This is a genomic window from Xylanibacter rarus, from assembly GCF_001275135.1.
In the GTDB taxonomy this organism is placed as follows: Bacteria; Bacteroidota; Bacteroidia; order Bacteroidales; family Bacteroidaceae; genus Prevotella; species Prevotella rara.
This window is the reverse complement of the sequence record NZ_LFQU01000033.1, coordinates 11,578-31,647: the sequence shown is the minus strand read 5'-3', so window position 1 is coordinate 31,647 and position 20,070 is coordinate 11,578. Positions and strand designations below refer to the sequence as shown.

Below are 20,070 nucleotides of genomic sequence, written 5' to 3'. Positions count from 1 at the left end.
CCCGACAGCAAAACATGCTGCCGGGGCATTTTCTTTTTTACCGGATAATCACAAAAAATCACCTGATAATCACTCCTGTGTCAGCCTCACTCCAACACCGGCAAAACCGCACTTGCACAATATGATTCTTTGGCGTAACTTTGTATACGTAAAAAAACAGGCCGGCAACTTACGGACATGAATGTGCCGGCAGAGAGATAAGTAAGAAAAAGGGAACCACACCACCAATACACATAAAAGGAAATGCAAGATACCAAAAAGACAAACACAGATAAGACAACAATAGGCCTGCTGATAAAGGCCAAGCTAAGAGAAAGAAAACAGTCTGTGGTGTGGCTGGCCGGCCAGTTGGGATGCAGCCGGACCAATGTTTATAAAATATTTGGGAAAAAGTCGATTGACACTGATGAGCTTATGAAAATATCAAGAATACTGAACTTTGACTTCTTTAAACTATATAGCGACAAGCTCAAAAACGGATAAAAAAAGACTTCTTAAACTTTCAGATAAATAAAACCGACACGAGGTGGGCGCTTCTGCTTGATGCAGGGGCGCCCATTGCTTTATTTCAAATCGGTCATCCGGTCTGAATATTTGCTCTATATTAAGCTGATTTTCGTTAGATTTTTTGCAGGAATAGCGCGCTATGCCAAGAATAGCGAACAAAAAGACGCAAACATGAACAATAAAGACAGGCTGAAAGCATGAATGCACAAAACAGATAAAGCTATGTGCGGCATGATGACAGATTGGGGTTAATATGGGCAGCACACACGCAAGCCACCAACACGGCAGACAACGCAGCATGGCGTCAGCGCTGGCTGATGCCTGCCCGCGCCCGGTCTAAAGGCTTCATTCTGCCCGTAAGCTCGGCAAACATGTCTTTGCCTACAATGCGCCCGCGGGGAGTCCTTACAGAAGGAAACGAACTGAAAAAGTCGTCGTCTGACACATACCAGTCATATCTGACAATGCCACGCGCACGGCTCATAGTCTTGTCTATCGCCGGCACATAACGCGGACTAACCACAGAGAGCAGGCATCGCCCGTCGGTCATAGCCACTGCCAAGACCACCCTCATGCGCTTACGCGCCTTGCCGGCAGACCTCTGTACGGCATCCATCTTTGTAGAAACGCTTATGCTCCAGCCGTCTGCGTTTATGGCGCGCATCATCCTGCGGAACACCTCGCCGTGCGGCGACGTGTCCTTTATTCGCCTCGACGTTATGCACAGATGTATCATCTCGTGCAGCAGAACGCTCTTAAAATGGCGCTCGTCGGCATCATAATAGTTGCTCAGGCGTATTGTGTAGTCGGTGTACGACTTTGAAAACATCCTGCGCCTCACCTTGCACGACATACATCCGAGCTGCGTGCGCGAGCGCCCCACGGCAAATGCGGGCACGGGCAGACTGCCGCCGAAATAGCGCACATTAAAGTCGGCAAACCATTCTTTAAGAAGTTCTACGCTTACTTGCATGGATGCAAAGTTAGCACATCTGCGACACAAGAGCAAGCGCAGCGGCAACTTTTTGCATAAGCCCAAATCTGGTATTAGACCGCATATTACTTTATCAATTTTGTGCATTGATGCTGAATCACAATGCCCAAATAGGGTTAAGGTGGGTTCTATAAATTCCCACGTTTTATTTTTCTTTCAATGGGCTTATGACTTTTTTCATCTTTTTGTTTTTATGCGGCTCATTTTGCAAGTTCATTCAGTCGTGTAGCCCGCTACACTCCTTTATTCACTTACAAAATCTTCTCGCCTAAAATCAAAAATCTGAAAAAGCGAATTTATAGAACCCACCTTAAGCACGAAAGAATATTCTCTCCCCGACCGACAACAAACAAGCCTACACACCAACGCCGCAGACATAAATATAACAGCCATGCCTTGCTCTATAAAAATTGTCAGCAGCATGACAGTTCATACTGCTGACAACAATATCTGTTCTACGCTGATATCAATCAGACTTGCGCCGGCATGCAGCCTTATCTGTCATACTGATACGTTACGGGCACGCTGAACTTTAATCCGGACGACATCTCTACCGTAAGGTCAAACCAGAATGTGCCGTGGCCTTCAGGACGCTTGGTAAACCATAAAACTGTCTTATCCGAGTTAAGCAGCTTGGTGTCGGCATAAGATATGTTTTTAAGGGTGTCTGACACAACTGTTGCCCACGGATTGTCGATACCCATTTCATCAGAAGTACTCCATCTTGACTCGATATATTTGCACAAGTTCTCGTTTTCAGGCTTATTCTTTTCTGCATCCACAACAGTATATCCGTTGCGTATAAAGTCATAATAAGAACGCCCGCAGAACAGCACGATGTCTGCCAGCGACGTGCCCTTGGGATGCTGCGCATCATAATCTGACCTACATGTTACGTCTATCTTTTTTATTGAGTCGCTGACAACAGAATCCAAAAAATAAAATCCCGGTACACGATAATAGGCCGTGTCACCAAACTCTCTTGCCACCTCTTCTGCCGCTTCATCACTATACCATTCACCAAGAAGAGAAAATCGTATATATGGATCGGTCTGTATACTGTCGTAAGTGTCGCTCATATAAAAATATCTCAACTGCTTTGCCTTTATATACACTGAGATGTAACTTTTTTCAGAAAACTTCGGAGTTCTTCCGGGATTGATATTATTATCATCATTATCACACCCATAAAAAAGAGCCACTGACACAACTGCACAGAAAAGCAGTTTAATATAATTGAACATTAATCTCTTCAACCCAGTTTCTTTTCGTGTCTTTTCCATAAAAATCCTCCTTCTGATTAAAACCAACAAAACAAACTTATATAATAAAAAATGAATAAATAACCGCTAGTTTTCTCCAAAGATAAGAAAATAATGCTATATATACAACTCAGAAGTCAAAATATTAACAAAAAAACACACAAATACATATAAATTTACACTGCAACAAATCACCTGAACAGATAAATATAACAGCCCAAAAACAAGACTGGAGCGCAAATGATTGCACGCACAAAGCCCTTCAGACAAAGGTTTTGCACAGATAACACTCTGCAACGCATCCTGGGCTTTACGCTTACACTCTGACTTTTGCTGACGCTCTCATACTGCGATATTCTGAAAATAAAATTATCCGGCCGTAAAAACCGGCAAAAATCGTGTGCAAACATAAGCTGCGACGCATCAGAACATTACAGACAATCTACAGCGTTGTGTGCAACGATTTTGCCTGAAAAACGGGCAAAAGCCACTGCTTTTTGGCACCAAAAACGGTCAGTTAAAGATGAAAAAACAGTGCATTAACGCACAAAAAGCGGTATGTTAATCTGACAAAAACATGCCTTTAACGATGTTTTGTAAATATTGTTTACCTGCAAAACCATATTCCTGCCTAAGCATTTTCTATTTCGCATGAAAATCATGACATAAACACGATGACAAAATGAAAGGCAATAAAGCGTTGCAAGTTTCAAAAATAAAGAGCCATGCAAGACGCATGACAGATAACCGTAGGAACGTACCCAAGGTACGTCCGGATGATAAAGGCACAAGATTTATACAAAAAGGCGATGTGGACACACCCAGTGTGTGTCCCTACAGAACATAAAAAAATCCGGCACAGACGCCGTTACGCCCATGCCGGATGTATATTCAAAAATCTTTATAACACAAGGCAGACGGCGTATTACTCCACGCTGTCTGATATAGCCTGCATTATCAGTGCCTCAATCTCCTCGCACAGTTCAGGATTGTCTTTCAGCAGCGTCTTGGTTGCGTCGCGTCCCTGAGCCAGCTTGCTTCCCTGATAAGAGAACCATGAACCGCTCTTCTGTATTATGCCATACTCAACGCCGAGGTCAACAAGCTCGCCAACCTTAGAGATTCCGTCGCCGAAGGTAATCTCAAACTCAGCCTTGCGGAACGGAGGAGCCACCTTGTTCTTAACCACCTTTACGCGAACCTGATTGCCGATAACCTTGTCGCCGTCTTTTATGCTCGTAACGCGGCGTATGTCGAGGCGCACGCTGGCATAGAATTTCAGCGCGTTACCGCCGGTTGTTGTCTCGGGGTTGCCGAACATAACGCCAATCTTTTCGCGCAGCTGGTTGATGAAGATGCACGTTGTGTTGGTCTTGCTTATAGTAGACGTAAGCTTTCTGAGCGCCTGACTCATCAGTCGTGCCTGCAGACCAACCCTGTTGTCGCCCATGTCGCCCTCAATCTCGGCTTTCGGAGTGAGCGCAGCCACTGAGTCGACCACCAGGATGTCTATCGCTGAAGAGCGTATAAGCTGGTCGGCTATCTCGAGAGCCTGCTCACCGTTGTCCGGCTGAGATATCAGCAAGTTGTCGACATCCACTCCGAGCTTGGCAGCATAGAAGCGGTCGAAGGCATGCTCGGCGTCGATAAAGGCTGCAATGCCGCCCGCCTTCTGAGCCTCAGCAATGGCGTGAATGGCGAGAGTTGTCTTACCGCTGCTCTCAGGACCATAAATCTCTATTATTCGTCCGCGTGGATATCCGCCCACACCGAGAGCGGCGTTAAGGCCGATGCTTCCGGTGGGAATGACCTCAACCTGCTCGATGTTCTCGTCGCCGAGCTTCATTATCGAGCCTTTGCCGAAGTCTTTTTCTATTTTGGCCATGGCAGCCTGCAAGGCTTTCAGTTTGCCTTCCTGTATGCTCATGCCCTCTGTATCTTTTTCTTTTGCCATATAAAAGCGTTTTTTAGTAATTGAGAATGGAGAATTGAAAATGGAAAATTATGATTTGCATTGTTGCTATGCATTTAATCTCCAATGTCTGTCTAAACAGTTATGAGCCAAATACTCCTATCCCATTATGAATTATAAATTTCAAAACTCACCATCCCAATTATGAATTATGAATTGTGAATTATGAATTAAATTACAGTTCCAGGTCGCCGTCGAACACTTCGTGCCAAGGCAGTCCCTGCTTGTTGAGCTGCTCCATGAATGGATCCGGATCAAACTCCTCTACGTTCCATACGCCCGGCTTGCGCCACAGACCTTTGAAGAACATCATTGCGCCAATCATGGCGGGCACACCTGTTGTGTAGCTTACGCCCTGCATGCCAGTCTCCTTGTAAGCCTCCTGATGCGAGCAGTTGTTGTAAACATAATATGTGCGCTCCTTGCCGTCTTTCAGTCCGCGGATACGGCAGCCTATGCTTGTCTCGCCGTCGTAGTTCTCGCCAAGATCCTGCGGATTAGGCAACACAGCCTTGAGGAACTGCAGCGGAACAATCTTAACCTTGGCTGTCTTGCCAGAGCCGTCGGCCAGCGGAGCCTCATATTCAATCTCGTCGATGCGAGACATACCGATGTTCTGAATAACGTCGAGATATGTAAGATACTGCTGTCCGAAGGTCATCCAGAAGCGTGCCTGCTTGATTGTAGGATAGTTCTTAACGAGGCTCTCCAGCTCCTCGTGGTGCATCAGATAGCTCTCGCGCGGACCGATGTTAGGATATGTGAGCGCCTTGTGAACCTCGAGCGGCTCGGTTTCAAGCCACTGGCCGTCCTTATAGTAAAGTCCCTTCTGGGTAATCTCGCGGATGTTAATCTCAGGGTTGAAGTTTGTTGCGAAAGCCTTGTGGTGGTTTCCGGCGTTGCAGTCAACGATGTCGAGATACTGAATCTCGTCGAAGTGATGCTTTGCAGCATAAGCTGTGTAGATGCCGCTCACGCCCGGGTCGAAGCCGCAGCCAAGAATAGCTGTAAGTCCTGCCTGCTCGAAGCGCTCCTTGTATGCCCACTGCCAGCTGTACTCAAAGTGAGCCTCGTCCTTAGGCTCATAGTTTGCGGTGTCGAGATAGTTGCATCCGCAAGCCAGGCAGGCGTCCATTATGGTAAGGTCCTGATAAGGCAGGGCAAGGTTGATAACCAGCTCGGGCTTATAGTCGTTGAACAGAGCCTTGAGCTGCTCAACGTCGTCGGCGTCAACCTGCGCCGTCTTTATATCCATGTTAATTCCGGCCTTGTGGATGGCGTCGACAATCTGGTCGCACTTCTCCTTACGGCGACTTGCAATCATGAACTCGGTAAACACGTCAGCATTCTTTGCTATCTTGAACGCTGCAACGGTAGCTACGCCACCGGCTCCAATCATTAATACTTTTCCCATTTTAAAAATTTATTTTGCTTGTTTTTTGTTATTAGTCTTATAAAATTATTGGGGATGGGACTTATGGGAGGAATGGGAGTTATTGGGCGGGTAATTGGCGATGACAGACATCTGGCAGCCAAGGCTGCCGCTCCGCCATAATCCCTGCCGCTCCCTATTTTATCTCATCGGCCCTTATGCCCAGCGCGCTCATCAGCGAGTAGCCGAGTATCTCCTGACGGAAGTTGCCGCCCTGCATGGGCTGCATGGCAAACACGGTTACGCGCTTTTCGTCGTCAACATGTCTCAGGGCATGGCGCACACGGTCATAGATGCGCTCGGCATCGGGCACAACCATAACACGCTTCACTTCTTTCTGTGCGCATATAAGCTCCACCGTCTCAACGAAGAAATCGTCCTTGCTGACAATGTCCTCAACGGGAAGCGCACTGATAAGGAACTCTCCCAGGTTGTCCTTAAACGCCATGCCGTCAAGTTCATGGGCATATTCAGACGGCTTGAAATTGTCAAGTCTGTCTCTGTTCTTGCCGTGTATCAGAATCACCTGCGTCTGGTGTTCGCCCTCGCGCAGTCCTCCGTCAAGGCCGATGCAGTCAATCCAGCGCGCCATGTCGGCCTGCGGGATGCGCCGCTCTATCATCCTTTCAAAATTAACGATAAGGTCGAACGCCACTTTATCTATATAGTCGGCGTCTACCACCATAACATTCTCGCACCATTTTGCGGTGCCTGCCAAATTGTTATTCATGTATGCAAACTTACACAAAAATAATGAGAATACACACCGTTAGACAAAAAAACTGACTTTTTGATATTCTTTGTAATGTGTCTTTCAAAGCGAAAGACACATTACTCATGTTTTCAGACTAAACTATTATAGTTTTTGCACATTCTGCGGCATCATTCTGCCGCCTCAGCCCTTGCTATACGCCTTCTGCTGCCGTCGCACTGTCCTGAAATAATCAGCGGCACACGCTCCACCACAACCACCGATGTGTCGAGACCGAGCGCCTTAGGCTCGTCTACTCCAATGCGTCTTATTATAGCATAGAGGCTCATCAGCAAGTTCTGACGGCGGTCTGACGAATCTTCGGGATAATAGATGCGGTGGATTATAATGAAGCGGAAGTCGCCGGCAATGCCCTTGCTGCGCAGCGAAGGATAAGAGCTGGTAAGGTCTACCTCGCCTGAAGCCACCAAGTCTTCTATTATCTGGCGGAGATACAGGCTGACGCGCGGCTCAATTCTGAATCCTATGCGCAGGTTTATGCTGAACAGCGTGTCGGGCACGAGTGCCTTGCAGGTGTATTCGAGCGTGTCGGGCGCGTCAACAAACTCAATGTGCAGCAGCCAGTAATGGTCGGCACGCTTGGGCTGCTTGTTTATTATCGAATAAAGCAGCTTGTCGTCCACTCCGCCTTCAGTCGGTGCATGGTTTACATACACAAGGTTTGAGGCATACTTGGGTATGCTGTTGTCTGCCTTTATCGCAGATATTATGTCGTGATAGTCGCTGAGTTTCTTTATGCGCAGATAGCGGCTGCGTATCTTGCGTGCACTTATCCACACAAACATAATGAAGCAGAGCAAACCGCCTATGAGCAGGGTGAACCATCCGCCGGCAACAAACTTAGACATATTGGCAGCAAGGAACAGTCCTTCGAGCACACAATAAAGACCGACAAAAATGATTACGACAAAACGTGGAGCTGACATCTTGCGCAGATAGAAGCCCAGAAGCAGCGTTGTCATCAGCATGGTTATGGTGATAGCCAGTCCGTAGGCTGCCTCCATGCGTGAAGAATCGCCGAAGAGAAGCACCGTAAACACCACGGCCACATACATAAATCCGTTTACCGTAGGAATATATATCTGTCCCTTCACATTGGTAGGGTGCTTTATCCTCATGCGGGGCCAGAAGTTGAGGTTCATCGCCTCACTCAATATCGAGAACGAACCGCTGATGAGCGCCTGGCTCGCCACGATGGCCGCACCCGTTGCCATAAACACGGCAAAGAGCAGCATGCCGTCTGGCATGATGGCATAAAAAGGATTGTCGTTGCCGGCTGCACGCACCGGATTGGCAAGCACCCACGCACCCTGACCGAGATAGTTGAGGATGAGCATAATCTTGACAAAAATCCAGCTGATGGCGATGTTGTGCTTACCGCAATGTCCAAGGTCGGAATAAAGGGCCTCGGCACCCGTGGTACAGAGAAAAACGGCTCCGAGCACGAGGAACCACACGGGCGACTCTATAAGCAGACGCGCCGCATAATATGGATTAAAGGCCTTGAGAACCTGCGGACAGCCTATAAGCCACATAAAGCCAACGACACCGAGCAGCATGAACCACAACAGCATGAATGTGCCGAAAGAACGGCCTACATGCTCCGTACCAAAACGCTGCACGAAGAACACAACAGTGATGACGGCAATGGCAACAGGCAGCACGGGTATATCGGGATTGATGCCGCGCAGTCCCTCTATGGCTGTGGTAATGGTGATGGCAGGCGTTATCACTCCGTCGGCCAGCAGCGTGCTGGCTCCTATAACGGCTATGGCATAAATCCAACGCCGCTTATGCCGGCGCAACAGTGCGTAGAGAGCCAATATTCCGCCCTCGCCATGATTGTCGGCACGCAATGCTATGAGCACATACTTTATGGTAGTCTGCAACGTAAGCGTCCAGATTATGCACGAAAGCGCTCCCAGCACGTAATTTTCTGTCAGAGCTTCGCCCGTGTGTGTTATTGCTTTCATCACATACAGGGGTGACGTTCCAATGTCTCCAAAAACAATTCCCAGCGTCATGAGTATTCCGGCAAGTCCGGCTTTGCTCACTCCCGCCGTAGCATTTACCTTAGATGTTTGTACCATATTGAATATATTTTATTTCGCCTGCAAAATTATAACGATAAAATGAAAGAAATGCTTATTTTTACATTTTATTTTATGCAGTGAGAGAAACGGCCGACTCCTTCACGCACAACAAAAGGATGCGCCTACGGAATAATATTAATAAACATGAGACAGGAAACGTCTGTAAAAAACAGCGATATAAAAGAACACAAAATCTGCTAATAAGGAGGCAAGAAAAAACCGGAAGAGCAGGCATAAAGCCTTGTCTTCCGGCAGCTTATAATAACTAAACCATACAACTTTCATAAAGTGAGTCTGACGCAGGCCGCAATACTTTTAATCCAAACCGGTCTTTATAAGTCAGGATTAAAGAACAGCATCAGGACCTTGCGCTGACCGGCATAAAGCCTATATCAGCCGTTAAATCAGAACTCAACAAGAATACGGAAAATCTTTCCGGGATTCTCGCTCCAGTCTTTCATTGCATCAGGAGTTTCCTCGGGAGTAACGACCTTAGATATAAACTTCTCGATGGGATAACGTCCTGTGTTAATGCAGTTGATAACGGCTCTGAAGTCAGACGGAGTTGCATTGCGAGAACCGCGTATGTCAAGTTCCTTCTGAACGAACAGCTTTGTCTGGAAAGCCACTTCGCTCTTGGCATATCCGATGCAAACCACACGTCCGGTAAAGCCAACCTCGTTGACAGCCATAACGTAAGTGGCAGGACTGCCTACAGCCTCGATGACAACATCGGCACCATAGCCTCCGGTTATCTCCTGTATGCGCTGATGAACATCCTCTGTCATGGTGTTAACAGCAAATGTTGCTCCAGCCTCCTTGGCAAGCGCAAGTTTCTCGTCGTCAATGTCGGCAGCAATGACTATTGCACCACGCAAAGACGCACGCATAACAGCACCGAGGCCCACCATTCCGCAACCGATAACCATTACGAAGGTGTTGTCGGTAACCTCAGCACGCGACACTGCATGGAAGCCGACGCTCATAGGCTCTATCAAGGCGCAGCTGCGCACAGGAATATCGCCTGCCGGTATGACCTTTGTCCAAGGCAGGGCTGCATATTCGCACATAACGCCCTGACGCTGCACGCCCAAAGTTTCATTGTGCTCACAGGCATTATAGCGTCCGTTGCGGCAAGAGGCGCAGTTGCCGCAATTTGTGTAAGGGTTAAGCGTAACAACCATTCCCTTCTTCAGTGTGTCGGGTACATCGGCACCAACTTCCTCGATAACGGCACCCACCTCGTGTCCGGGAACGACAGGAAGCTTCACCATTGGGTTGTTGCCGCGGTAAGTATTAAGGTCGGATCCGCAGAATCCTACATATTTTATTTTCAGTAAAACCTCATCAGCCTTTATCACCGGCTTTTCTATTTCAGCCACACCAATCTCCTGAGGTGCGGCAATACGAACTGCTTTCATTTTTTCTACGTTTGTTTTTATTTTAATTTATCACTTTATATCCTTTCCAGCCATAATATGCGCAAAAAGCGAAACATATCATTGGCACAATGTATGCGATGTAGTACATCTCTTCGTTGGCGTGCATGAAGTATGCCGTAAGCTGCGGCAGACAGGCGTTGCCGACAATGGCCATGACAAGAAATGCCGAACCGCTCTTGGTCTGGTCACCCAATCCCTGCAGGGCCAAGGAGAACTGTGTGGGATAGATAATAGACATGAAGAACGACACGGCAAGCATGGCATAAATGCCTACATGTCCGCCAAAAGCGCAGATAACGCCACACAGGATTATCAGCAAGATTGAATATACCATAAGCATGTGCGACGGCTTAAACTTTATCATCAGCGCCGTGCCAACCCAGCGGCCTACCAGAAACGCCAGCATGTAGAAGCCGAAGAACGTTGTGGCTGTGGCCTCATCAAGTCCGGCATACACACAGCAGTAAACGAGGAAGAGGCTGTTGATGGCCGTCTGTCCGCCGTTATAGAAGAACTGTGCGATGACGCCCCAGCGCAAGTGTGAATGCCTGAGCACGGAGAAGTCGATAAGCTTGCCTTCGCCGCGGGCCTCGCCCGACTTGCTTTCATCTGCTATTTTAGGAAATTTCGTAAACACGAATATCAGCGCCACGACAATCAGCAGCGTGCCCAGAAGCAGATACGGCAGACGCATCGACTCGGTCTCGTGCTGAATGTATGCCTCCCAGCCGCCTTCATAGCTCAGGGGCAATGTCTCACGCGTGTAATTATTGCCGCTCAGCACCAGCTTGCTCAAGAACATGGCTGAGATAAACGCGCCAAGACCGTTGAACGACTGGGCCAGGTTAAGACGCCTTATTGACGTCTCCGGCTTGCCCAATACTGTTACATAAGGATTAGCAGCCGTCTCAAGGAAGCACATACCCGTGGCTATAATGAAGAAGACACACAGATAAACCCAGTATGACTTGATCATAGCTGCCGGGAAGAACAGGAAGCCGCCCAGCGAGGCAAGGCACAAGCCAAAGATGATGCCGGCCTTGTAGCTGTAACGCTTCATGAACATGGCTATGGGTATGGGGAAGATAAAGTAGGCCAGCCAGTAAGCCGTCTCTGTAAACGAAGCCTCAAAAGTGTTGAGCTCACAGGTCTTCATCAGCTGCCTTATCATCGTCGGCAGCAGATTGCTGCTTATCGCCCATAGAAAAAACAGGCAGAATATCAGCGACAAAGGCACTATATAGCTATTTTTTTTCATAACGACATCATATTATTTACTCCGACATATTCTTTACGTATGGCAGGTCAGGCAGATTGTTGAAGCCATAGAACTTTTCAGCATTCTCGCCGAGGAACAGTCTTTTTTCCCTGTCTGTCAGATCATTGGTCTTCAGGATAAAGTCATAAGACATCTTATAGGTTATGGCCGTTATGGTGCGCGGATAGTCTGATCCCCACATCAGTTTGTCGGCACCAACCATGTCGATGGCCTCCCTGATAGCCCTGACGGCTCCGTTAAAGGGATAGAACTCTTTGTTGAACAGCCATGTTATGCCGCCCGACTCTATCATCACGTTGTCGTTAAGGGCGAGTTTTATCTGGTCTTCCCAGCCCGGGGCGGTAACCATGCCGAAATGTCCTATAGCGATCTTCAGGCGCGGACACTCCTCTATCACCTCCTTGATTTCGCCGTTCTGCAAGTTGTTTTCAGCCAGACACAACGACAGGATGACGCCCTTATCCTCCATCAGATGAAACATCTTCATCATTTCGGGAGAATTCAGGTTTACTCTTCCGTCGCTCAATATCAGCCTGTGGCCAGGTATGGCAATACCCTTGAAGCCGCTATCGATAAGCGAAGCTGCCGTGTCATAGAATCCGGGCTTGAAGTAATCGCACATGCCGAACACAAAGAAGCGTTCGGGATAGTCGCTCTTCACCTTTGCCAGATAGTCGTTCTGTATGCCGTCGATAAACTCCTGCACGACAACAGCTCCGCCCACCTGTGCGTAGTTCATGTTAGAGAGGAACACCTCGGCGCTGTTTACGCCGTCTATCATAAACGGCGGAACCATCTGCACCTCTTCCGTAAGAAAGAACGACCGGCCATTCGTCAATGTCCTGACCGGCATTCCGTTCCAAGAAGTATCCTGGCGCAGCCACAAATGTGAATGCGCATCTATAATCTTATAGTCCATGTCTGCCCTGCTATATTATGTGTTAGCCCAGCGCACACGCATCTGGTCGCCAATTATCTTCTGTACTTCCTCAACCAAGCTGCTGTCCATCGGCGAATTTACATAGTCGATGTTCTTCAGCACGTTCTGAGGATTAGCCGAGCTGAACAGCGTGGTGGCAATGCGCGGATTGCTTGTAGAATACTGCACGGCGAGCTTTTCTATCGGATAGCCGTGTTCTGTGCAGTAATCAGAAGCACGCATGCAAGCCTCCTTAAGAGCCACCGGAGCCGGATGCCATGCCGGTGCACCGCGCTGCGACAACAGTCCCATCGAGAACGGCGAAGCATTTATTATGCCCACATTGTTTGCCTCAAAAAAGTCGAGATAGTCGAGCAGCATCTCGTCGTTAAGGCTGTAATGGCAGAAACACAACACAGACTCAACTGTTCCGGCCGGAACATGTTCTATCACCCATTTAAGGTTTTCGGGCTGCAGGTCGGTGATGCCCACATGCTTCACCACTCCTTCCTCGCGGAGCTTCACCAGTGCGGGCAGAGTCTCGTTGACAACCTGATTGAGGTCGGCAAACTCAACATCGTGAACATTAATCAAGTCGATGTAGTCAATGTTGAGGCGCTCCATGCTCTCGTAGACACTGTCGGTTACGCGCTTGGCAGAATAGTCCCAGGTGTTGACGCCGTTCTCGCCGTAGCGTCCCACCTTTGTCGAAAGATAATATCTGTCGCGCTGTATTTCCTTCAAGGCTTTTCCCAATACCATCTCGGCCTTATAATGACCGTAATATGGAGATACGTCTATAAAGTTAATTCCGTTGTCAACTGCCGTATGGACTGCTTTTATGCCCTCTGACTCGCGTATGTCATGAAAGACGCCGCCTAAAGAAGAGGCGCCAAAGCTGAGATTAGACACACGCATTCCTGTTTTTCCTAATTCATTGTAGATCATAGTAGAAATATTTATATCTTACGATATGACGCAAGGCAATGGAAAATGTCATATTAAAATTGTTTAAATTATTATGTCTTTCTTCACTCAACCTGCCAAATCATGCCTTTTTAAGCACTTTCAGCCACAGCATCACAGGCATTGCCACACCTTATAAATACACGAATAAAGCCATAATACGCATGTCAATGCTTACATTTTTGACAAAAATTATAGGTTGTATCCATAGATTTTCAAGAAAAAGAACGTATATTTGCACATCGCTTGTGAGCGAAAATCGCATGGCGCGGATTATCTCTCCGCAGGCAGGCTTCCATCAGGAATACTTTACTAAACACATCGTCATGTTCGAAAAATGAACATCCGGATTCAGAATCATGGTTACATACGCTGAAAGGCAAGAAAAAATCATCCGTCAAAAATCCGAGTTTTAATATCAAATCACGAAGTGGTCATTATGTTCAATTTTGTAAATTTGCGCAGTCAAAATAATCAAAATATGAAAAGTATACTTGACGGACGTCCCGCATTGAAGAAAGAAATTGACAAAGTGGCTGAAGTAGCCGGTTATCTTTGGCAGAAGGGATGGGCTGAAAGAAACGGAGGAAACATTACAATAAACATCACAGAGCTGGTTGACGACGAAATAAGACAGATGCCGGCCATAAGTGAAGTGAAGCAAATAGGAGTAACGCTGCCTCATCTTAAAGGCACATACTTCTTCTGTAAAGGAACAAACCGCAGAATGCGCGACTTGGCCCGCTGGCCAATGGAGAACGGAAGCGTAATCCGTATACTTGACGACTGCGCAAGCTATGTGATCATAGCCGACAACGTGGTTAATCCTACGAGCGAGCTGCCTTCGCATCTCATGGTGCACGACCATCTGATTGAGAAAGGCTCTCCTTACCGCGCATCGCTGCACACTCACCCGATTGAGCTTGTTGCAATGACACACATACGCAAGTTCTTGGGCAAAGACGTGCTAACGAAGTTGCTTTGGAGCATGATTCCGGAGACAAAGGCTTTCTGTCCGCGCGGATTGGGCATCATTCCTTATCAGTTGCCCAGCAGCGTTGAGCTTGCAGAAGAAACTGTAAGACAGCTTGACGACTACGACGTGGCAATGTGGGAGAAACACGGAGTGTTTGCCATCGACAACGACATCATGCAGGCATTCGATCAGGTTGACGTGCTGAACAAGAGCGCCCTGATATACATCGCTGCCAAGAATATGGGCGAAGAGCCTGAAGGCATGAGCGACGAGCAGATGGCTGAAATGTCTAAGGCATTTAACTTGCCTAAATAAAGTTTGAATAAAAATCTTATCATTCTCAGATAATATTAGTTTAAGAGTCTATTTAGACGGCGGAATCCTGATGCTGTGAAGCATTGGGATTCTGTTATTTTATGGGGTTTCAATATCAGGCAGGACCATATTTGCGGCTGAATAGACATGCTGACACGCTATAAAATTAAGCCCCAATCGGCATCAGGCCGCCATAGCTTTATCTATTTTGTGCATTCATACTTTCAGCCCGTCTTTATGTTCACTTTTTCTTGGCATAGCCCGCCATGCCTGCGAAAAATCTAACTAAAATCCACTCAATATAAAGCAAAATACAGACTGAAAACTAATAACGATTTGGGTTGAAACCACAGGCCAACAGGACGTAGCTACATAAAAGTTTATGTTACGGCTGATTTTACTGAGACGATTATTCACACCTCATGACGGCAGACTTATCCTGAAACAGCAAGATTTGTAAAAGACGGCATTCTGCCCTGTAAAAGATGGCTTTTTACAGGCTGATATGTGGCTTTTTACATTGCGAAAAGCCACATATTGCATGCCATGAAACAGCACTGAAAAATACAAGAAGTTTTTTAAGCCAAATCAGACCACTTGCGTTATACAGCCAAACAATATATTTTTTCAGAAAAAACTCGTCACTCATCACATCTGCACGCAACCCTCTGACAGACAGAGATATAACGTGTGACGAGTTGAATAAGCAAAACGTCACCAAACATCACGCCCAAGCAAGGCAGGTGATATATGGTGACGTTTTACAGCTGCAACTCATCACGCCACAAGTCAGTAAGAATCAACAAGTTACACGCTGATGTGACGAGTGAAGAGTTTTCAGGAAAAACTTTTTTACCTTATTTGCGTCATTCGCCCGACTCACTTCAACAGCTGGGGAAGGAACGAAGACACAACAAGTATGATAATGCCGGCCACGAGCACGGCGATGGTCTTCTGCGAACAGCCTTTCCACTCTTTCAGTATTATTCCCCATACATTGCTGAAGGTTACGTTGAGGGCCATCAGTATGCACCATGAGAATGTTAGCAGCACGGGCGAATCGGTCAGGAATCCCTTGCCAAGGCTAAGACCGAAGAACTGGCTGTACCACAGCAGTCCGGCAAGGGCACAGAACACGATGTTGTTAAGATAAAGGCTTGTCTGCGAATAGTCGCCCCATGTGCGGTTCTTGCCGTTCTGGTAGAAACAGTATACCGCGTTGGTGACAAAGCCGCCCAGCGTAACGAGGAACGTTGCGGGCAGCGTGCGGAACATCGGGTCGGTGGCGTCACCGAAGTTGAGATGCTCGCCAAAGCCGAGACCTATGCTGAAGCATGCACTCATAAATCCTGCAAGCAGCGCAACGATGATACCCTTGGTGAAGTTGAAGTCCTTAACGGCCTTCTTCTTTTCTTCGTCACTGAGCGACTGCGACTTCATGTTGCCAGCCACGCCAATAACGCCAATACCTATCAGCGTAACCACCACGCCTACGATAACGGGCATCGTAAGGTCTTGTGTGTTGCCCGTAAATATGGGGGTGAGTATGGTTCCGAGTCCGGCGCATGTGCCGAGAGCAATGCTCTGTCCGAGAGCCACTCCGAGATAGCGCATAGAAAGGCCGAACGTAAGGCCGCCGATGCCCCACAGTACGCCAAAGAACATTGTCCACAAAGCCGCCACGGGGTCTGCCATATACACTTCAGCGAGACTGTGGCCTGAAGGCACTGCCAGCAAGGCGCCGAGCAGCGGGAACACGAGCCACGCAAAGACACCCTGCACAAGCCAATAAGACTCCCAGCTCCATTTCTTTATTTTGTTGATGGGCACATAACAGCTCGACTGGCAGAATGCGCCCACAGCTATTATTATCAGTCCTATTATTATTTCCATCAGAAGAAACTGAAAAGATTATAAACTATGGATTATTAATTAAAAAAGAGTTGAGAAATATTTCTCGATTCTCAACTCTTTTCATTTGTCTTTCTGTCTACTATATTAACCTCTTTTTGATGTTACGTCTTTTTCATACTGCTCTACGTCGGCAATGAAAGCCTGGCCAACAGGCACATTGTTGCGCAGACAGAACTCGTCGTAAACAGCGTTCCACGGAAGAGCCTTAGCCTCCTCGAGCAGAGCCAGACGCTCAAAGCCCTTGCCCTCGTCTTCATACTTGCGCAGTGTTGCCAGCGGCTCGAGCAGAGCGCGCAGCATGCACTTCTGTGCGGCACGGCTACCAACGACATAAGCACCGATGCGGTTGATTGAAGCGTCGAAGTAGTCGAGGCCATAGTGTACGCGGTCGAGAGCACCTGCACGTACAATCTCGCTGAATAGGTCGAGTGTCGGGTCGTCCATGATTGTAACGTGGTCTGAGTCCCAGCGGATCGGACGGCTTACGTGCAGCATCAGCTCAGGCACATAGAGCAGCATGGCCGAAACCTTGTCGGCAACGCTCTCTGTTGGATGGAAGTGGCCTGTGTCGAGTGTAATCATCTTGTTGTTCTGCGCAGCATAAGATGTGTAGAAGTCGTTTGAGCCTACAGTATAGCTTTCAAGACCGATACCGAACACCTTGCTCTCTATGCAGTCCTTCATGTTGTCATATTTTGTTGCGAAGATCTGGTCGAGAGAGTCTTTAAGCAGTTCGCGGTATTTCAGCTTGTTCACTGTCATGTCCTTGCTTCCGTCATGCACCCAGAGGTTCATGATACAAGGATCGCCCTGCGCCTTACCCATTTCCTCGGCAATGGCACGGCAACGCTTTGTGTGCTCAATCCAGAAGTTGCGTATGCCTTCGTCGGGATTTGCCAGAGAAAGGTTGCCGCTCTTTGGGTGAGAGAATGAAGTAGAGTTGAAGTCGAGCTTCATGTTGTTCTCCTTACCCCACTCTATCCAGCTTGCAAAGTGCTTAGGCTCTACCTGGTCGCGGTCGACAGCCTCGCCCTTGAAGTCGCCGTATATTTCATGAAGGTTCAGACGGTGAGTTCCGGGGATGAGCGACTTAGCCTTTATTATGTCAGCTCTCACTTCGTCTATGTTGCGTGCGCGTCCGGGATAGTTACCGGTTGTAGCGATACCGCCGCTCAGCGAACCTGTAAGGTTCTCGAATCCGATAACGTCATCTGTCTGCCAGCAATGCAGGCTGAGATGAAAGTCCTGCATCTGATTCAACACCTTCTCTGTATCAACGCCAAGCTCGGCATAGCGCTCTTTGGCTATCTCGTAAGCCTTATTTATCATTTCTTCTTTCATAAGTTATAAGTTTTATAATTTTTTGATTTATTCGTTTTATTATTTATTTTCTTTTGATTCTACCACCTTCAGGTATTTCTCGTAAGCAGCATCCCACTCAGCCTTGTCCTTAGGCTCGAAGCGCTTCATGCTCACGCTGTCGGCTATGATACGGCGCATGTCGAAGATATCCTCAACGGCTCCGGCAGCCTTAGCCTGCAGCATGATGTTGCCAAGAGCGGTGCATTCCTGCGGACCGGCAAGCACGGTGACGCCTGTGGCGTTGGCCGTAAACTGGTTGAGATACTCGTTGAGCGAGCCGCCACCGATAATATGAAGAGTGTTTATCGGGAACACCGACATTTCTTTAAGATAGCCGAACACCTGACGGTAACGCAGAGCCAGACTGTCGAGTATGCAGCGGCATATCTCGGCATAGCCTTCGGGTACGTGCTGACCTGTCTCTGCGCAATACTGCTTTATGGCAGCCTGCATGTCGGCAGGATTGGCAAACATCTCGTCGTCAGGGTTTATGATGCTCTGAAAGGCAGTAGCCTTCATTGCGTCTGCCAGCAGCACGCCATAGTCAGACGGAGCCTCGTCGCCCCACTCCTTGCGGCAGCGCTCAAGCAGCCACATGCCGCAGATATTCTTCAGGAAGCGTGTAGTGCCTTCCACTCCGCCCTCATTGGTGAAGTTCAGCTCATAGCTACGTCCGTTAATTATGGCGTCCTTGGTCTCAATGCCCATAAGGCTCCATGTGCCGCTGCTGAGATAGGCAAACTTCTCGTCGGCAGCAGGTACGGCAGCCACGGCACTTGCCGTGTCATGACCTGCAACGGCTATCACCGGCACGGGACCAAGCCCTGTCATCTTCTGCACCTCATCAGTGAGCACGCCTATCTTGTAGCCGGGAACAACCATCTTGCCAAACTTGCCGCGCGGAAGTTCGAGACTCTCGAGCAGCATCTCGTCGAGCTCTTTCGTAACCGGATTGAGCATCTGGCTTGTTGAAGCTATGGTATATTCGCAGACAGCCTCGCCCGTGAGCATCCAGCTGAGCGCATCAGGCATGAAGAGTATCTTCTCGGCATTCTTCAGAGCCGAATTGCCGTCGCGTTTCATGGCATAAAGCTGAAACAGCGAATTGAAGTTCATAAACTGTATGCCTGTGGCGCCATACACTTTCTCCTTTGACACTTTCTTTTCGAAATACTCCTCCATCGCACCAAACGTATGAGGGTCGCGATATGAGAACGGATTGCGCAGCAGCGCGCCGTCGTCGCCCACACATACGAAGTCGACGCCCCATGTGTCGATGCCGATGCTGGTTATCTCGACGTTACGTTTTGCCACAATCTTCAAGCCTTTTATTATCTCGAAATAAAGAGCGTAAATATCCCAGTAAAAATGTCCGCCGGTCTCTATCAGGTTGTTAGGAAAGCGTGTAATCTCCTCTAACTTTATCTTACCGTCTGAAAGAGTGCCGACGATAGTCCTGCCGCTTGTAGCTCCAAGGTCGACAGCAAAGAAACATTTTGAATTGCCCATTTAGTATATTAGTATGTTTTTAGCGTATTAAATTAATTTCTGCAAAGATAAAGATTATTTCAAATAAGTGAATATAACAATTTGATTTTTAGACAATAAGATTTGAGAATAAAACTTAGCTTAACATTATGAAAGCATCTGTGCATCACTTCTTTGCAAACGTTTTCGTAAGGACAAGCATATCGTCCAGAGGGCAAAATCACGGCTCACGGAACGGACAGACATATTGTTACTGCCGACGGGATGACTCACGGCACAAAAAGACAAAGATGAAGAAAACAAGCATAACAACACGTCACAAAAAGGCAGAAAACAGGACCAGATTATAACACAAACAAAGTATTTTTCGGTAAATA

The 20,070-nt window shown here is 47.8% G+C and carries 16 protein-coding genes; 3 read left to right on the top strand and 13 right to left on the bottom strand.

The features are described from left to right. Positions 1-181 (top strand): hypothetical protein (locus ACU52_RS15495; RefSeq protein ID WP_204374666.1); only part of this gene is annotated, 181 nt, incomplete at its 5' end. A 62-nt stretch (positions 182-243) separates the two neighbouring features. Continuing rightward, positions 244-483 (top strand): helix-turn-helix domain-containing protein, encoded by a 240-nt coding sequence (locus ACU52_RS12665; RefSeq protein ID WP_053399048.1) that lies wholly within the window; start codon positions 244-246, stop codon positions 481-483. Positions 484-811: 328 nt separating this feature from the next. On the opposite strand, the gene ACU52_RS12660 is transcribed toward ACU52_RS12665, so the two are convergent. The 10 genes from ACU52_RS12660 to ACU52_RS12615 all read right to left on the bottom strand — a co-directional run bounded on the left by ACU52_RS12660 (position 812) and on the right by ACU52_RS12615 (position 13,620). Next, positions 812-1,480 (bottom strand): SprT-like domain-containing protein, encoded by a 669-nt coding sequence (locus tag ACU52_RS12660; RefSeq protein WP_053399047.1) that lies wholly within the window; start codon positions 1,478-1,480, stop codon positions 812-814. Positions 1,481-1,995: 515 nt separating this feature from the next. Then, on the bottom strand, positions 1,996-2,595 hold the full coding sequence (locus tag ACU52_RS12655; RefSeq protein WP_147630875.1) for a hypothetical protein: 600 nt from the start codon (positions 2,593-2,595) through the stop codon (positions 1,996-1,998). A 1,093-nt stretch (positions 2,596-3,688) separates the two neighbouring features. Next, the gene (gene recA, locus ACU52_RS12650; protein ID WP_053399045.1) at positions 3,689-4,717 is read right to left on the bottom strand and encodes a recombinase RecA; all 1,029 of its coding nucleotides are present in this window, start codon (positions 4,715-4,717) and stop codon (positions 3,689-3,691) included. 193 nt (positions 4,718-4,910) lie between these two features. Next, on the bottom strand, positions 4,911-6,149 hold the full coding sequence (locus ACU52_RS12645; RefSeq protein ID WP_021853179.1) for a saccharopine dehydrogenase family protein: 1,239 nt from the start codon (positions 6,147-6,149) through the stop codon (positions 4,911-4,913). Positions 6,150-6,303: 154 nt separating this feature from the next. Continuing rightward, on the bottom strand, positions 6,304-6,897 hold the full coding sequence (locus ACU52_RS12640) for a DUF6621 family protein (protein ID WP_053399044.1): 594 nt from the start codon (positions 6,895-6,897) through the stop codon (positions 6,304-6,306). 152 nt (positions 6,898-7,049) lie between these two features. Continuing rightward, positions 7,050-9,029 carry a KUP/HAK/KT family potassium transporter gene (locus tag ACU52_RS12635; RefSeq protein WP_053399043.1) on the bottom strand — a complete coding sequence of 660 codons (1,980 nt, stop codon included), beginning with the start codon at positions 9,027-9,029 and terminating at the stop codon, positions 7,050-7,052. A 407-nt stretch (positions 9,030-9,436) separates the two neighbouring features. Next, the gene (locus tag ACU52_RS12630) at positions 9,437-10,453 is read right to left on the bottom strand and encodes a zinc-binding alcohol dehydrogenase family protein (protein ID WP_053399042.1); all 1,017 of its coding nucleotides are present in this window, start codon (positions 10,451-10,453) and stop codon (positions 9,437-9,439) included. Between the two features lie 22 nt (positions 10,454-10,475). Then, a complete protein-coding gene (gene fucP, locus ACU52_RS12625) occupies positions 10,476-11,732 on the bottom strand; it encodes an L-fucose:H+ symporter permease (RefSeq protein ID WP_053399041.1) in 1,257 nt (418 codons plus the stop codon). 16 nt (positions 11,733-11,748) lie between these two features. Further along, positions 11,749-12,672 (bottom strand): amidohydrolase family protein, encoded by a 924-nt coding sequence (locus ACU52_RS12620; RefSeq protein ID WP_021853653.1) that lies wholly within the window; start codon positions 12,670-12,672, stop codon positions 11,749-11,751. Positions 12,673-12,687: 15 nt separating this feature from the next. Next, positions 12,688-13,620 carry an aldo/keto reductase gene (locus tag ACU52_RS12615; RefSeq protein WP_021853654.1) on the bottom strand — a complete coding sequence of 311 codons (933 nt, stop codon included), beginning with the start codon at positions 13,618-13,620 and terminating at the stop codon, positions 12,688-12,690. Positions 13,621-14,119: 499 nt separating this feature from the next. On the opposite strand from ACU52_RS12615, the gene rhaD reads away from it, so the two are divergent. Next, the gene (gene rhaD, locus ACU52_RS12610; protein ID WP_021853656.1) at positions 14,120-14,929 is read left to right on the top strand and encodes a rhamnulose-1-phosphate aldolase; all 810 of its coding nucleotides are present in this window, start codon (positions 14,120-14,122) and stop codon (positions 14,927-14,929) included. Positions 14,930-15,808: 879 nt separating this feature from the next. Here the strand turns inward: rhaD and rhaT are convergent. The 3 genes from rhaT to ACU52_RS12595 form a co-directional block, all read right to left on the bottom strand. Continuing rightward, positions 15,809-16,822: an L-rhamnose/proton symporter RhaT gene (rhaT, locus tag ACU52_RS12605; protein ID WP_021853657.1), complete on the bottom strand. Its 1,014-nt coding sequence runs from the start codon at positions 16,820-16,822 to the stop codon at positions 15,809-15,811. A 105-nt stretch (positions 16,823-16,927) separates the two neighbouring features. Then, the gene (locus ACU52_RS12600) at positions 16,928-18,184 is read right to left on the bottom strand and encodes an L-rhamnose isomerase (protein ID WP_021853658.1); all 1,257 of its coding nucleotides are present in this window, start codon (positions 18,182-18,184) and stop codon (positions 16,928-16,930) included. 39 nt (positions 18,185-18,223) lie between these two features. After that, positions 18,224-19,714 carry a rhamnulokinase gene (locus ACU52_RS12595; protein ID WP_053399040.1) on the bottom strand — a complete coding sequence of 497 codons (1,491 nt, stop codon included), beginning with the start codon at positions 19,712-19,714 and terminating at the stop codon, positions 18,224-18,226. Between the last annotated feature and the right edge of the window lie 356 nt (positions 19,715-20,070).

What these genes read in the sequence shown, in the direction of transcription:
- ACU52_RS12665 (WP_053399048.1), top strand. Translation starts at nt 244, where the DNA reads ATGCAAGATACCAAAAAGACAAACACAGATAAGACAACAATAGGCCTG.
- ACU52_RS12660 (WP_053399047.1), bottom strand. Translation starts at nt 1,480, where the DNA reads ATGCAAGTAAGCGTAGAACTTCTTAAAGAATGGTTTGCCGACTTTAAT.
- recA (WP_053399045.1), bottom strand. Translation starts at nt 4,717, where the DNA reads ATGGCAAAAGAAAAAGATACAGAGGGCATGAGCATACAGGAAGGCAAA.
- ACU52_RS12645 (WP_021853179.1), bottom strand. Translation starts at nt 6,149, where the DNA reads ATGGGAAAAGTATTAATGATTGGAGCCGGTGGCGTAGCTACCGTTGCA.
- ACU52_RS12640 (WP_053399044.1), bottom strand. Translation starts at nt 6,897, where the DNA reads ATGAATAACAATTTGGCAGGCACCGCAAAATGGTGCGAGAATGTTATG.
- ACU52_RS12635 (WP_053399043.1), bottom strand. Translation starts at nt 9,029, where the DNA reads ATGGTACAAACATCTAAGGTAAATGCTACGGCGGGAGTGAGCAAAGCC.
- ACU52_RS12630 (WP_053399042.1), bottom strand. Translation starts at nt 10,453, where the DNA reads ATGAAAGCAGTTCGTATTGCCGCACCTCAGGAGATTGGTGTGGCTGAA.
- fucP (WP_053399041.1), bottom strand. Translation starts at nt 11,732, where the DNA reads ATGAAAAAAAATAGCTATATAGTGCCTTTGTCGCTGATATTCTGCCTG.
- ACU52_RS12620 (WP_021853653.1), bottom strand. Translation starts at nt 12,672, where the DNA reads ATGGACTATAAGATTATAGATGCGCATTCACATTTGTGGCTGCGCCAG.
- ACU52_RS12615 (WP_021853654.1), bottom strand. Translation starts at nt 13,620, where the DNA reads ATGATCTACAATGAATTAGGAAAAACAGGAATGCGTGTGTCTAATCTC.
- rhaD (WP_021853656.1), top strand. Translation starts at nt 14,120, where the DNA reads ATGAAAAGTATACTTGACGGACGTCCCGCATTGAAGAAAGAAATTGAC.
- rhaT (WP_021853657.1), bottom strand. Translation starts at nt 16,822, where the DNA reads ATGGAAATAATAATAGGACTGATAATAATAGCTGTGGGCGCATTCTGC.
- ACU52_RS12600 (WP_021853658.1), bottom strand. Translation starts at nt 18,184, where the DNA reads ATGAAAGAAGAAATGATAAATAAGGCTTACGAGATAGCCAAAGAGCGC.
- ACU52_RS12595 (WP_053399040.1), bottom strand. Translation starts at nt 19,714, where the DNA reads ATGGGCAATTCAAAATGTTTCTTTGCTGTCGACCTTGGAGCTACAAGC.